This window comes from Leisingera sp. JC11 (genome assembly GCF_040704725.1).
Lineage (GTDB): Bacteria > Pseudomonadota > Alphaproteobacteria > Rhodobacterales > Rhodobacteraceae > Leisingera.
In genome coordinates this window covers 254,391-267,400 of the sequence record NZ_JBFCVS010000001.1, presented here as the reverse complement: position 1 = coordinate 267,400, position 13,010 = coordinate 254,391, and the positions used below count along the sequence as shown (strand labels likewise).

The following is a 13,010-nucleotide window of genomic DNA, read 5'->3' as shown; positions in this document are numbered from 1 at the left end:
ACACGGTGCTTCCGCCAGAAAGACCTTATGCAGCATGATTTCACCATTCCGACACGCGGGCAGGGCCTTTATGAGTTTACCCGCGAAGTGCAGGCTTGGGTGTCTGCCACTGGCTTTCAGGACGGGCTGCTGACACTGTTTGTCCGCCATACGTCCTGCTCCCTGCTGATTCAGGAAAATGCCGACCCGGAGGTGCAGGGTGACCTGCGCGCCTTCTTTGCCCGCCTGGTGCCGCCGTCATCCGATCCGTCGATGGCCTATTTGCGCCACACCTATGAAGGGCCGGACGACATGCCTGCCCATATCAAGGCCGCGATCATGCCCGTCAGCCTGTCGATCCCGGTCCGCAGCGGTGCGCCGGTGCTGGGCACCTGGCAAGGCATCTACCTGTTTGAACACCGCGATGCGCCGCACCGGCGGCAGGTCGCCGCACACTTGGCCTGAACCTCTTTATCTAGCGGCGGAAAATGCCCCCTACCCAAATTCTGGAGGGTGGCCTATAGTTGTGGATAACCGGAGAAATTCCGGCACAAAAAGCAGGCTGATAGGATTGAGGGAGCAGGCGGATGCGCTGCCCATTTTGCGGAAATATCGACACTCAGGTCAAGGATTCACGCCCCGCCGAGGATCATGTTTCGATCCGCCGGCGCCGGTTCTGCCCGGCCTGCGGCGGCCGTTTCACCACCTATGAGCGGGTGCAACTGCGTGATCTGGTGGTGATCAAGACCAACGGCAAGCGCGAGGACTTCGACCGCGACAAGCTGGAGCGCTCGATCCGCATCTCGATGCAGAAACGCCCGATTGAGCCGGAGCGCATCGACCAGATGATTTCAGGCATCGTGCGGCGGCTGGAAAGCATGGGCGAGACCGATATTCCTTCCAAGAAAATCGGTGAGATCGTGATGGAGGCGCTGGCCCGGATCGATACCGTGGCCTATGTGCGATTTGCCAGCGTGTACAAGAATTTCCAGGCGGCTGACGACTTCGAGGATTTTGTTCACGAGCTGCGCCCGCCGGTGGCCCCGGAAGAATAATGGACACAGATCACCGTTACATGGCGCTGGCGCTGTCCCTGGGGCGGCGCGGGCAGGGCAATTGCTGGCCGAACCCGGCCGTTGGCTGCGTCATCGTGCAGGGCGGCCGAATTGTGAGCCGCGGCTGGACCAAGCCGGGCGGCCGCCCGCACGCCGAGACCGAGGCGCTGGCGCAGGCCGGGGAAGCCGCCCGCGGCGCCACCGCCTATGTGACGCTTGAGCCTTGTTCCCATCAGGGCGAAACGCCGCCATGCTCTCAAGCGCTGATCGACGCGGGGGTGGCGCGTGTTGTCGCCGCGATCGGGGACAGCGATCCGCGGGTTTCCGGCCAGGGCATCCGGATGCTGCGCGATGCAGGCATCAGGGTGGACACCGGCGTCTGGGGCGCCCAGGCGGCGCGCGACCATGCCGGATTTTTCCTGAAAACCGAGCAGGGCCGCCCGCTAGTGACCCTGAAGCTGGCCAGCAGCTTTGACGGCCGCATTGCCACCGGATCGGGCCAAAGCAAATGGATCACCGGGCCGGAGGCGCGCCGTGCGGTCCACGCGATGCGCGCCCGCCACGATGCGGTGATGGTCGGCGGCGGCACGGCGCGGGCGGATGATCCTTCGCTGACGGTGCGCGATCTGGGGGTGGAGCATCAGCCGGTGCGGGTGGTGATCTCGCGTCATCTGGACCTGCCGCTGATGGGCCAGTTGGCCCGGACTGCCAAGGACGTGCCGGTATGGCTGTGCCACGGCCACGGCGCCGATCAGGAACGTATCCGCGCCTGGGAGGGGCTGGGCGCCAGACTGATCCCCTGCGCATCGCACGGGGTGCAGCTGGATGCGGGCGATATTCTGCAGCAGCTTGGCGCTGCCGGGCTTACCAGGGTGTTCTGCGAAGGCGGCAGTGCGCTAGCCGCGTCGCTGCTGGCCTTTGATCTGGTGGACGAGCTGATCGGTTTCACTGCCGGTCTTGGCATCGGGGCCGAAGGGCTGCCCTCGATCGGCGCGCTGGGCATCGGCCGGCTGGAGGAAGCACCGCGCTTCGAATTGGTTGAAAGCCGGCCTATCGGCAAGGATATCCTGCACCGCTGGACCCGGGCTCTGCGCTGAGTACAGTATTTTCAGGTGTCAATCAGGTGTCAACCGGATCCGCTTTAACGCCACAGATGGGCGTAAGTGGCAAACAACCCCTGCAGCTTGGACAGCAGCCGGTTGCCGAGGCCCGGATGCGGCAGGCGGCCCTCGCGCAGGCGCATGACCGCCACTTCCGGCGGGCAGGGCCGGCCGGTCACCGGATCGAAATAGCGGGGATAGTCGATCAGGGTTGCGTGGGCGAGACCCAGTAGCGGCACCTGCGCCTGCCGCCAGGAGGGGGACGGCGCCAGGTCGGCAGTGAGCCCCCAGCCAGCATAGAATGGCGTGCCGAGCGTGGTGACCTTGACTCCGCGCAGCAGTGCCTCGAAACCCAGAAGCGAAGTCATTGTCCAGACTTCCTCCACTTCACCAAGCAGCGCCATCGGGTTTGCCTGTCTGGCAACAACGTCGGCCAGCCCTTCTGCCGCAACCCGGCCTTTGCGCAGGCCTGCCTCCACATCCGGGTGAGGCTTGTAGACGATCACTGCCTCCGGGTTGGCCGCCCGCACGGCGCGCAGAAGATCCAGGTTGGTCCGGACTCCGCCGGCGCCGCAGAGGATCGAGGCGTCGTCCTCCACCTGGCCCGGCACCAGGATGCGGCGGCCTGCGGGCAGGGCCGGGATGGCGCCGCCAAGGTTGTATTTGGAAACACCATCCCTGATCAGCGATTGAACCAGGCGCTCGGCTCGCAGCTCCTCTGCCTTGGTCATGTTCACGCGGCGTGCTATCAGCGCGTCCAGATCCGAGGGCGTGCGAGGGTCATAGTAGATCCCCCGGTGGTCGGTCACCAGCGACAGCGGCGGCACCAGTTCAGCGCCCAGTCCGCGAGACCGCAAGAAGCCGTCCTCCACCCGCACCGCACCGGCATGGGCCTCTGTTGCCTTTCCCGCCCAGACCATCCAGCTGCGGCCGCTGGCTTGCGCCTTGGCCGGGTCCTCGGTGAACAGCACCCGCTTCTCTGCGCCGAATACCTTCTGCAGCGGCTTGCGCTTCCACATCCGCATGCCGGACGCTGCCCAGCCGCGGCGGTCCTGCCGCCAGGTGCCGACGCGCGCGTCCAGATTGTCCAGCACTGTTTCCAATTGGCAGAGCTCATCCCGGAAAGGGTCGTACCATTTCGGATAGAGGATCATCGCCGCTGCAAACAGCTGCGCCCGGGTCAGCGGCCGCTGCCGCCGCGCGGGCGGGGCATCATCAATGCTCAGCCCCCAGCCCGCGTAAAACGGCTGGCCGAAAATCCTTGGCTTGTGGCCGGCCAGGATAGCCTCGAACCCCAGCTGCGAGGAGACAGTATAGACCCCGACAGCGCCCTCCAGCAGCGCCCAGGGCGACACGCTGCCGGTGAACAACTCGACCCGCCCCTGCGCGTCATTTGCGTCATAGTAGCCTGCCCGGTAGCCGCGCAGGGTCTCCGGGTGGGTTTTGATCAGCACCCGGGCGCCGGGGTGCTCCTCTTGGGCAAAGGCCAGCATCTCCAGAAACCGGGCCCGGTCCGCGCGCGAGGCGGTGACAGAGGCATCGTCCCGCGCCTGATCGGCCACCAGCACATAGCCGGGCTCCGGCACCGGCTCCTTGGGATCAAAGGCGTTGTATTTGCTGAGATGCGCGGCCTTGAGGCGGGCAATCGCATCCCGCGCCCGGCGCATCAGATGCGCGTCATCCAGCGGGTGGCTGGCCAGAAGCTGCTCCAAATCCGACGGCACGCCAGCATCGAAATGCACTCCTGCCCGGTCCAGAAGCAGCCCCGCGGGCGGCTCCCCGGCGCGGCCGGGATGTACCGAGCGCAGGAAGGCGTCCTCCACCCGCAGCAGCCCGCAACCGCGCCGCTGCGCCACTGCAAGGCCCCGGTGCGCAGTGGGGGAGGCGCCCCAGATGCCCACCAGATCCTCCGGCTGGGGCAGGCCCAGCCGGACATCATAGCCCGACAGCTGCAAAATCCGCCGCACCCGGCGCTGGGTTAAAAATCCGCCGTTGTAAACAAAAAGCCGGGGCGCAGCGCTCCCGGCTTCCTGGCGGCCTGCTTTCAGCCTCATGCTGCCTCAGCCGCTAACCGCTGAGGAGGTGCTGGCCAGCGATCCCACCGGGGCCAGCAGCAGCGAGATGGTCTTGGTCCACTGGGCGTAGGGGGCTTCAGTCACATAAAGCGTGTCGTCGTCGCGGATCACAAAGTCGCGGGCCATGAACAGCCCGTTCGGCTGGGTCAGGTTCAGCACGTAGACCATCCGCTGCGCGCCGATCAGATCGTCCCGGCCCAGCACCTGGTTGGCAATCTCGGCAGGCTCATTGCGCAGCACGAACACGCCGGTCGGGTCTGCAGCGGTGGAGATCAGGCCGCCGACCTGGGCAATGGCTTCCAGCGCGGACAAGTCCTGGCTTTCAAACGGCACCCGCGCCTGGGCAGAGGTCGCGCCCAAGGCGGTGAAGGAACGGGTGTCTTCCTCCACCAGAATGCGGTCGCCGCCGCGCAGGGCAACGTCCAGCTCAGGGTGGTCAAACAGGTCCTGGAACCAGATCTTGCCCTTTTCCTGGCCGCGGATCACGGTGACCTGGGCAATCTCGGGCTGAATCGTCACGCCGCCGGCCTGGGCCAGCATGGCAGACAGGGTCCGGGTCGGACGCTCGATCGGGTAAACGCCCTGACCGCCAACCGCGCCGGTCAGGCTGACGGTGGCACCGTCACCCGCCAGGCGGCGCACCTGCACCTGCGGGTCCGGAGTCTGGTCTTCGAGCTTTTGGGTGATGGTTGCGCGCAGCTGGTCCGGCGTGTTGCCGGAGGCCCGCAGGCGGCCGGCGTAAGGCACAAAGATGTAGCCTGCACTGTCGACCTGCACCTCTTCCAGAACGGTGGCGTTGGTGGCCTCGGCCGCCAGCAGCCCGTCATCGACGTTTTCCCAGACCGTCAGCCCCAGTACGTCGCCGGGGCGGATGGTGTCGGAGGTCAGCTTGCCCGCAGAAGTGAAGCCGGAGGAAAACCCAAGCGCCGGAACCACGGCAGTGGCCCGGGCAACCCGGTCATTCACGGAAACGATGAAGGCATCGCCTTCGCGCTGCACCGAGCCGGCAAAGATCTGGCGCTTGTTGGGGCCGACTTTCGGCAGGCCGCAGGACGCAGCAAGGGTCAATGCCGCCAGCATTGCCACGGGGCGCGCCCAGCGAAGGGGAACGGATTTCACTGCTCGGTCTCCTCGACCAATTATTGTTTGCCTCAAGTTTTACCGGCAAGCTAACCGGCTGGCAGGAAAAAATCCAGTCTTTGGGAAAATGCGCGTCAGGTCACCAGCCGCAACTGTTGCCGCGGTGCCGCTGTGCCCAGACGCAGCGCGTCATAGGGATCCTCTGGCGCCAGCATCATGTCTGCCACCTGGCGCAGCAACTGGCGGCGGCCTTCGCGGGAGTAATAGCCCCCCGGCACCTGCGAAGTTTCCAGCAGGAACCGCCGGTAATCCTTGTAGGCGCGGCTGTCCGGGCGGCAGGCGGCGGCAAAGAACTCGGCCAAGGGCTGTTCCGAGACAAATTCCGGCTTGGCGTACACCGCACGCCCGAAGACACGCAGCGGAATACCGCGCCACAGAACCTGCTGCCCCGCGGTCGAGTTGACGGTCACCGCGGTACGGGCTTCGTTCAGCAGTTGCGCCAGCTTGCCGCCGCGGACGTAGTGTACACGGTCTGCAATGCCATGCTCGCGCGCCAGCCGCCGCAAGGTGCGCCGCACCCGGGCGCGGCCATCCTCCAGCGGGTGCGCCTTGATCACCAGATGGTGGTGGCGCGGGGCGCCCTCTGCGAAACCGCGGATCACCTCCGACAGAAAATCGCGCATGCTGGAAAAGGGGGAATGCTTCTGGAATGAGCTGTCATGCTCCAGCTGCAACAGCGCCAGGTGATAGGGGAAGCCGCCATGGCGTATGCGCCGCTCCGCCAGCCGCCGCTCCAGCGCCTGGACAGGCATCAGCAGCAGGCGCGTGAGGTAGAGCTGGAACTCCTTGGTCACCGGCAGCGCCCGGTGGGGGCGGAAATTTCGGTACTTGCGGTTCCGGAACATCACGAACCAGTGGTACAGCGCGCCATAGAACACATGCTGGCGCATGTCGCCCCAATGGGCCGGCGGCAGCGGTGCCTCCATGTCGGACAGCGCCAGCGCTTCCTGCATCTGCGGAACTGTCATTTCCATCAGCCGCGAATGCCCGTTTGCGCCGCCGCGCTCATAGGTCACCCAGTAGGGCCGCAAATAGCCTTCTTCGAACACATGCACGGTGATGCCGCGCTGCCGGGCAGCCTCAACCGCGGCGGCATGGATGGGGCGGGTGTCCCCGTAAAGGACGATGTCCGTCACGCCGCGGCTGTCCAGCAGAGCGGTCAGGAAATCCGGCCACTCCTGCGGGCAGCCGGTAAAGGGGATATAGCTGTCCCTGCCGCGCCAGAACGCCTGGTCGCCTGCATTGAACCCGACCCGCGCGACCTCGCACTCTGCGGCGCGCAGCATCCGGCCAAGCGCCGCAAAAAACGGCCCGTGCGGGCCTTGCAGGAACAGGAAGCTGCGGTGTTTCAAAGGGGTGTTCGGCATCACCAGGACGTTTCTAAGGGAGCGTTTCCAGGATTTGATTAACATTTGACTGGGGCGAAACTATGGCTGCGCAGGCTGCAAAAACAAGCCGGGGCTTGTGAAGGCTGCGCGGCTTGGCTACCTCTGCGGCAGGAATGACATATCACCTGCGGAGAGCGCACCCATGTTTACTGGCATCATCACCGATGTAGGAACCATTGCCGAACTGGAACAGCAAGGCGACCTGCGCGCCCGCATCAAGACCAGCTACGACACGGCAACCATCGATATGGGGGCCTCAATCGCCTCCGATGGCGTCTGCCTCACGGTGGTTGCGTTGGGCGACGACTGGTACGATGTGCAGATCTCGGCAGAGACGGTGTCCAAAACCAACCTGGGCGATTGGTCCGTGGGTAAGCGCGTGAATCTGGAGCGCGCCCTGAAAGTGGGAGATGAGCTTGGCGGCCATATCGTCTCCGGCCATGTGGATGGCGTTGCGGAGGTGGTGGAGTTGCACGATGAGGGGGACAGCACTCGTGTCACCCTGCGTGCTCCGAAGGACCTCGCACGCTTCATCGCGCCCAAGGGCTCGGTCGCGCTGAACGGCACCTCGCTGACGGTGAACGATGTGGAGGGCTGCGATTTCGGCATCAACTTCATCCCGCACACCAAGGAAGTCACCACATGGGGCGACGTGAAGCTGGGCGACCGCATCAACCTGGAAATCGACACTTTGGCCCGTTACGTTGCTCGGCTGCAAGAAGCAGGCTGACCGGGTCCGCCGCTTTCATCTTTCACAAAATACTCCGGGATGAGGCCGCAGGCTGAGGGGCAGCGCCCCTGTTTGCGTCCTGCGCCCGGCTTTCCTGCCTCTTGAGGCAGCGTACAGCGTCCTGTGCGCACATGCATAGGACGCGTCCATGCCCCTTGTTGCCGTTTGCAGGACTGGCATTTGCCGCTGGCCTGGGCTATCTGGCAGGGAAAGAACCCGCAGTGCCAGGCGTGCTGCCCAAGCGCATCGAAAGGCTGCCATATGAGCTTTGAAACACCAGGGCCGGTTGAGGCGCAATTGCGCGATGCCATCAGCCCGATCGAAGAGATCATCGAAGAGGCCCGGCAGGGCCGCATGTTCATCCTCGTCGACCACGAGGACCGCGAGAACGAAGGCGACCTGGTGATCCCCGCCCAGCATGCCGATGCGGCTGCGATCAACTTCATGGCGACCCACGGCCGCGGCCTGATCTGCCTGACCATGCCGGCAGAGCGGATCGAGGAACTGGGCCTGCCGATGATGGCGCTGCATAATTCCTCCCGCCACGAGACCGCCTTTACCGTCTCCATCGAGGCGCGCGAAGGCGTCTCCACCGGCATCTCCGCAGCCGACCGTGCCCTGACCGTGGCGACTGCCATCGACCCGGAGAAGACCGCCGCCGACATCGCGACCCCGGGACATGTCTTCCCGCTGCGTGCGCGCCGGGGCGGGGTGCTGGTCCGTGCAGGCCACACCGAGGCCGGCTGCGATGTTGCCCGTCTGGCGGGCCACTACCCGTCGTCCGTTATCTGCGAGATCATGAAGGAAGACGGCACCATGGCGCGTCTGCCCGACCTGGTGGAATATGCGCAGAAGCACGGGCTGAAGATCGGCACCATTTCCGACCTGATCACCTACCGCGCCCGCAACGACAACCTGGTGGTGGAAACCTCGCGCGAGACCGTGACCTCGGAAATCGGCGGCGAATGGGAAATGCGGCTGTTCACCGACCAGACCCACGGCATTGAGCATGTGGTGATGATCAAGGGCGACATCACCACACCGGAGCCGGTGCTGGTGCGCACCCACGCGCTGCATGAGGCGACCGACATTCTGGGCCTCGGCCCCAAGTCCGCCCGCCAGCTGCCCCGCGCGATGGAGATCATTGCCGAGGAGGGCCGCGGTGTCGTGACCCTGTTCCGCCAGCCGCGCAACGCGCTCTATGCCAACGAGGACGAAGGCCCGCGCACGGTGACCATCAAGCAGACCGGTATCGGCGCCCAGATCCTGTCGAGCTTGGGCCTGCATGAACTGGTCCTGCTGACCGACTCGCCCTCGACCAAATACGTCGGGCTGGACGCCTATGGGCTGTCCATCACCGGCAGCCGCCCCATTCTGAAGGACGCTTGATATGGCTGGACATGAAACCCACTACACCCTGCCGCGCGCCGAATTCGACAAGCCGGTGAAACTGCTGATCGTTGTCGCGCCCTACTACAAGGACATCGCCGACAATCTGGTCGCGGGCGCCGCGGCTGAGGTCGAAGCCGCAGGCGGCACGTTTGAAATCGTCGAAGTGCCGGGCGCGCTGGAAGTGCCGACCGCCATTGCGATTGCCGACCGCACCTCCAACTTCGACGGCTACGTGGCGCTGGGCTGCGTGATCCGCGGCGAGACCACCCACTATGAAACCGTCTGCAACGACAGCTCCCGCGCGATCCAGCTGATGGGCCTGCAGGGTCTGTGCATCGGCAACGGCATCCTGACCGTGGAAAACCGCAAGCAGGCCGAAGTGCGCGCCGATACCGCCGATCAGAACAAAGGCGGCGGCGCGGCTGCTGCGGCCTTGCATCTGATCGCACTCACGCGTAAGTGGGGCGCCCAGACCAAAGGCATCGGCTTCAAGGCGCCCGCAGGGGCGTACCAGGTCGCCGGTTCAGACAACGGATCCACCAGCGCATGAGCACCCAGGACAGCCGCCCCAAGGGCAACGGCAAGAATCAGATGAGATCGGCAGCGCGGCTTTATGCCGTGCAGGCGCTGTTCCAGATGGAACACAGCGGCCTCACCTTCGACAAGGTGATCGTCGAGTTTGAGGATCACCGTTTCGGCGCTGTCTACGAGGGTGACGAGATGGCGGAAGGCGATACTGCCGTTTTCCGCAAGCTGGTGCGTGAGGCAGTGAACCACCAGGCACGGATCGACCAGATGACCGACCGTGCTCTGGTGGCGAAATGGCCGATTGCCCGCATCGACCCGACCCTGCGGGCGCTGTTCCGCGCCGCCGGCGCCGAGCTGACCCAGTCCGATACCCCGCCGAAGGTGGTGATCAACGAGTTTGTCGACATCGCCCGCGCCTTCTTCCCCGAAGGCAAGGAGCCGAAGTTCGTCAACGCCGTGCTCGACCACATGGCGCGCGAGGCCCGGCCGGAAGCATTCTGAGCCGCCATCTGCCGCTGAATTGAGCTGAAAAAAGGCGCGCCTCCGGGCGCGCTTTTTTTGTGCCGCTGTCAAGGCGGGCGAGGGGTGCGGCAAATTCCGCTCATCCCCTCCGGAACCGCTGGACGCCGCCGCAAAGGCTGATAACCTCTTCTGGCATATCTGGAGGACTCAGATGCCTGAACTGGTGAAAATGTACATCCGCAACGTGGTGATCGGCTTTGGGATTGCGGCCGCCTTTGTGGCAATGCTCCTGTGGTTCAACGTGATGAACCTCTGGGCTCTGGTCTCCGCCTCTGACGTGGGGCTGCTGGCGGTGTTCCTGTTGTGGTTCATGAACGGCATCGTCTTTGCCGGCGTGCAGTTTGCCTGGGCAGTGATGGCCATGGCAGAAAAGGATGACGGCCCCCGCCGCGGCACCCCGGCGGCGCATCAATTCCAGCCGGTGCGAGTCCCGGCGGAGGAAACTTCCCCGCGGCAGCGCCAGCTGAACCGCCGCCGCTGATCCGCGCAACAACTGAATATCCGCCGCGCTTTCCCACCGGAAGGCGCGGTTTTAATTTGCGGAGAGGGTGGGGGAAGCGGCGGGACCACCAGTCAACCGTGCGGCTTTGATTCCCGAGGACCTGTATATACAGGTGGGCGCCAGGTAAACGGACCAGGATCCGGACAGAGCCAGCTCCCTCGGAATTGCTTAAGGCCACCGGAATGCTGCCTGTCACGAGAAGGGCAGAACCCGCCAAGCTCGTAAGTAAGCTGCCGGACGCGCCGTTACAAGGGGGCTGCGACTGTCTTCACGCGTTTCGATGCAAAAGCGCAGGATTGCAATTTGTTCCCTAATTGTTCACATTCATCGGCATGATGGAAGATCTGCAGCCTGGCCAGAAACTTGCCCGCGGGGTGTCGCGCTACCTGCGCTCTCTGGGCTATGCGCCGCTGGAGGAGTTCGTGCCCGCCTGCGGTCTGCGGGTGGACGTGATGGCGCTGGGCCCCAAGGGGGAGCTGTGGGTGATCGAGTGCAAGTCCAGCCGCGCCGATTACCAGTCTGACAGCAAATGGGAGGGCTATCTGGAGTGGTGCGACCGCTATTTCTGGGCGGTGGACATGGATTTCCCCACCGAACTGCTGCCCGGCGGCACCGGGCTGATCATCGCCGATCCCTACGACGCAGAAATCATCCGCATGGCACCTGAGGAAAAACTGGCGCCGGCCCGGCGCAAGAAACTGGTTCAGAAGTTCGCCATGGATGCGGCCCGCCGGCTGCAGGTATTGCGCGATCCGCGCCCGGGCAAGGACGGGCAGCTTCTGGGTGCTGCAGCGGAGGAGCAGCCGGAGTGGTGATCCGGCGCGGCTCCCGCGCCTGCAGCTGCCCCGGCTGTGCCGGGCTCCTTGGCAGACTTGGGCCGGACAGCGCCCTTGCAGGGCGCTGCGGGTCTTCGCGGGATCGCTTGCTCAAGCCATTGTGTTCAGTGCGGCGGGCTGATGCAGCAGGGCAATCGGGGCGTTCGGACCGGTGGCAACACCGATGGCGCCGCCTTGGGCCACATTGGTGAAGGTGATGCTGCCGCCGGTATCGAAGCTCAGCGTCAGCGTGTCGCCATCGCGTTCGGCGCTGTAGGCCGAGGCCCCCATCTCACGCAGCTGGACCACGGCATTCGCCCCATCCGCCAGTTCGACAGTGTCGTGGCCGTCGCCGTGGCTGTACTGCAGCGCTACGGTGCCGCCCTGGAGGGTGAAGCGGTCTTCGCCGCTGCCGCCGCGCGCGGCTAGGGTTTCTCCCACCTGTAGGTTGATCTGATCGTTGCCGTTGCCGCCGCTCACCTGGGCATAGGTGCTGAGCGCCTGACGCATCTTCTCAGCCGCCGGAGCATCAGGATTGTACGCCGCGGCCGGCCCCTCCCGCCATCCGTACAGGGCGCGCTGAGCCGCGACAGAGATCACGTCGTTGCCGGCGCCGCCGCGAATGCGCGACACCAGAGTGGCTGCAACCGCAATGCTGTCATCGCCTTTTCCGGCTTGAACCCCGCGCAGGGTGCCTGCCTGGATGGCAATGGCGTCATCACCGCCGCCGGTGCTGATATTGCGGGCATGGCGGGCGCGGATCGAGACTGAATCCGCATTGGCGAACTGCGCCTGCCAGCCTCCGCGCCCGGGCGCCTGATGCTGCCCGAACGGGTGACCCTGCATGCGTGCGAACTTGCGCCCGTATCCGAAACCCCGCCCTTCGAAAGGCTGGGCGGGCGCGTGGTCGGTGTGAACGCCCTGCACGATGCGCCCCTCCAGCGCCACGGCATCGGCCCCGTCGCCGGTGGCGATGCCGTGGATGACGTCGGCACGCAGTTCTACGGTGTCGCCGCCCGCCGTGGCCGCTGTGCCAGTCACTGCAGCGGGGATACCCTGCTGCGGCGCTGCGGCAGCCTGTGGCTGTTCCGCCGGTTGCTGTTCTGTTCTCGGCTGCATTGTTGCCGCTGGCTGTTCCTCCGGCAGGCCGGTCAGCAGGATCAGTGCCACCGAGTTTTGCGGCCAAGGCTGGGACGCCAGGGCATGCAGCGCCTTGGCAATCTCAAAGATGCGCTTTTCATAATAACTCGCCTCCGGACCGGCGGCGCTGGCCTGGGTTACCTCCTGCTGCGGCAGAACCTCGACTGCGGCAGCGGGCGCGGCCTGCAGCGCAACGGTTGCCTCGGGGGCGGGCTGCGCCGCCGGGGCGCCGGTTTGCGGCGGAACTTCGGGGGTAGGGGCCGCGGGTGTGCCGCCCAGCTTCACCACTGCATTCTGCACCTGCGGCTTTTCCCATCCGTGTGCCGCCGGCGGCAGTCCTTCCGGCCCGCGGCGGCCGTGGCCGCCAAACAGCCCGTTCGCCTCCTGCTGCAAGTCATCGGCAGTCATGCCAAGGGCGGGGTTGATCCCGTCCAGCGATGCACTCGCACCGCTGGTCGCAGCGGTCAGCTGCGCCGAATAGAAAAAGGGGGTTGCTGCACTGCTCGTCAGGTTCACCATGGCACTCACTCCGATAACTGGTTGAGCACGAGGGTGAGCCCTGGGGCTTTAGATAGATATAATAGGTAAAATTGCAGTTCAGAAAATTCGCCTGAAATCAGCTGCGGATTCTCCGAAAGCTTGCC

Annotated in this window: 13 protein-coding genes; 9 read left to right on the top strand and 4 right to left on the bottom strand. The window is 65.1% G+C overall.

What is annotated here, in order from left to right; genetic code table 11:
- Window positions 1-27 precede the first annotated feature (27 nt).
- From AB1A62_RS01280 to ribD, 3 genes are all read left to right on the top strand, one after another.
- Window positions 28-444: a secondary thiamine-phosphate synthase enzyme YjbQ gene (locus AB1A62_RS01280; RefSeq protein WP_366659344.1), complete on the top strand. Its 417-nt coding sequence runs from the start codon at window positions 28-30 to the stop codon at window positions 442-444.
- Between the two features lie 122 nt (window positions 445-566).
- Window positions 567-1,034 (top strand): transcriptional regulator NrdR, encoded by a 468-nt coding sequence (gene nrdR, locus AB1A62_RS01275; RefSeq protein ID WP_019294728.1) that lies wholly within the window; start codon window positions 567-569, stop codon window positions 1,032-1,034.
- Entirely contained in the window at window positions 1,034-2,131 is a 1,098-nt protein-coding gene (gene ribD / locus AB1A62_RS01270) for a bifunctional diaminohydroxyphosphoribosylaminopyrimidine deaminase/5-amino-6-(5-phosphoribosylamino)uracil reductase RibD (RefSeq protein ID WP_366659342.1), read from the top strand. The genes nrdR and ribD overlap by 1 nt, the downstream gene beginning before the upstream one ends.
- Before the next feature lie 44 nt (window positions 2,132-2,175).
- On the opposite strand, the gene AB1A62_RS01265 is transcribed toward ribD, so the two are convergent.
- The 3 genes from AB1A62_RS01265 to AB1A62_RS01255 form a co-directional block, all read right to left on the bottom strand.
- Window positions 2,176-4,188 (bottom strand): capsular polysaccharide biosynthesis protein, encoded by a 2,013-nt coding sequence (locus tag AB1A62_RS01265; RefSeq protein ID WP_366659341.1) that lies wholly within the window; start codon window positions 4,186-4,188, stop codon window positions 2,176-2,178.
- Window positions 4,189-4,194: 6 nt separating this feature from the next.
- Complete coding sequence (locus AB1A62_RS01260) at window positions 4,195-5,328, bottom strand: polysaccharide biosynthesis/export family protein (protein ID WP_366659340.1); 1,134 nt, start codon at window positions 5,326-5,328, stop codon at window positions 4,195-4,197.
- 95 nt (window positions 5,329-5,423) lie between these two features.
- Window positions 5,424-6,716 (bottom strand): capsular biosynthesis protein, encoded by a 1,293-nt coding sequence (locus AB1A62_RS01255; RefSeq protein WP_366659470.1) that lies wholly within the window; start codon window positions 6,714-6,716, stop codon window positions 5,424-5,426.
- Between the two features lie 163 nt (window positions 6,717-6,879).
- Here AB1A62_RS01255 and AB1A62_RS01250 point away from each other — a divergent pair, with 163 nt between their 5' ends.
- The 6 genes from AB1A62_RS01250 to AB1A62_RS01225 all read left to right on the top strand — a co-directional run bounded on the left by AB1A62_RS01250 (window position 6,880) and on the right by AB1A62_RS01225 (window position 11,226).
- Window positions 6,880-7,467, top strand: coding sequence for a riboflavin synthase (locus AB1A62_RS01250; RefSeq protein WP_366659339.1), 588 nt, complete (start codon window positions 6,880-6,882; stop codon window positions 7,465-7,467).
- Between the two features lie 261 nt (window positions 7,468-7,728).
- Window positions 7,729-8,856: a 3,4-dihydroxy-2-butanone-4-phosphate synthase gene (gene ribB / locus AB1A62_RS01245; RefSeq protein WP_366659338.1), complete on the top strand. Its 1,128-nt coding sequence runs from the start codon at window positions 7,729-7,731 to the stop codon at window positions 8,854-8,856.
- 1 nt (window position 8,857) lies between these two features.
- Window positions 8,858-9,409, top strand: a complete 552-nt coding sequence (locus tag AB1A62_RS01240) for a 6,7-dimethyl-8-ribityllumazine synthase (protein WP_366659337.1) — start codon at window positions 8,858-8,860, stop codon at window positions 9,407-9,409.
- Window positions 9,406-9,888 carry a transcription antitermination factor NusB gene (gene nusB, locus AB1A62_RS01235; RefSeq protein WP_065269835.1) on the top strand — a complete coding sequence of 161 codons (483 nt, stop codon included), beginning with the start codon at window positions 9,406-9,408 and terminating at the stop codon, window positions 9,886-9,888. Before AB1A62_RS01240 ends, nusB begins: the two co-directional genes overlap by 4 nt.
- A 172-nt stretch (window positions 9,889-10,060) precedes the next feature.
- Window positions 10,061-10,390, top strand: coding sequence for a hypothetical protein (locus tag AB1A62_RS01230; protein WP_366659335.1), 330 nt, complete (start codon window positions 10,061-10,063; stop codon window positions 10,388-10,390).
- A 353-nt stretch (window positions 10,391-10,743) separates the two neighbouring features.
- Window positions 10,744-11,226: an MmcB family DNA repair protein gene (locus AB1A62_RS01225; protein ID WP_366659334.1), complete on the top strand. Its 483-nt coding sequence runs from the start codon at window positions 10,744-10,746 to the stop codon at window positions 11,224-11,226.
- 111 nt (window positions 11,227-11,337) lie between these two features.
- Here the strand turns inward: AB1A62_RS01225 and AB1A62_RS01220 are convergent, their stop codons facing one another.
- Window positions 11,338-12,885: a hypothetical protein gene (locus tag AB1A62_RS01220; protein ID WP_366659333.1), complete on the bottom strand. Its 1,548-nt coding sequence runs from the start codon at window positions 12,883-12,885 to the stop codon at window positions 11,338-11,340.
- Window positions 12,886-13,010: the final 125 nt, after the last annotated feature.

Bases quoted from the DNA above. Each gene is read 5' to 3' on its own strand.
- AB1A62_RS01250 (WP_366659339.1), top strand. From the start codon at position 6,880: ATGTTTACTGGCATCATCACCGATGTAGGAACCATTGCCGAACTGGAA.
- AB1A62_RS01230 (WP_366659335.1), top strand. From the start codon at position 10,061: ATGCCTGAACTGGTGAAAATGTACATCCGCAACGTGGTGATCGGCTTT.
- ribB (WP_366659338.1), top strand. From the start codon at position 7,729: ATGAGCTTTGAAACACCAGGGCCGGTTGAGGCGCAATTGCGCGATGCC.
- AB1A62_RS01265 (WP_366659341.1), bottom strand. From the start codon at position 4,188: ATGAGGCTGAAAGCAGGCCGCCAGGAAGCCGGGAGCGCTGCGCCCCGG.
- nrdR (WP_019294728.1), top strand. From the start codon at position 567: ATGCGCTGCCCATTTTGCGGAAATATCGACACTCAGGTCAAGGATTCA.
- AB1A62_RS01225 (WP_366659334.1), top strand. From the start codon at position 10,744: ATGATGGAAGATCTGCAGCCTGGCCAGAAACTTGCCCGCGGGGTGTCG.
- AB1A62_RS01255 (WP_366659470.1), bottom strand. From the start codon at position 6,716: ATGCCGAACACCCCTTTGAAACACCGCAGCTTCCTGTTCCTGCAAGGC.
- AB1A62_RS01280 (WP_366659344.1), top strand. From the start codon at position 28: ATGCAGCATGATTTCACCATTCCGACACGCGGGCAGGGCCTTTATGAG.
- nusB (WP_065269835.1), top strand. From the start codon at position 9,406: ATGAGCACCCAGGACAGCCGCCCCAAGGGCAACGGCAAGAATCAGATG.
- ribD (WP_366659342.1), top strand. From the start codon at position 1,034: ATGGACACAGATCACCGTTACATGGCGCTGGCGCTGTCCCTGGGGCGG.
- AB1A62_RS01220 (WP_366659333.1), bottom strand. From the start codon at position 12,885: ATGGTGAACCTGACGAGCAGTGCAGCAACCCCCTTTTTCTATTCGGCG.
- AB1A62_RS01240 (WP_366659337.1), top strand. From the start codon at position 8,858: ATGGCTGGACATGAAACCCACTACACCCTGCCGCGCGCCGAATTCGAC.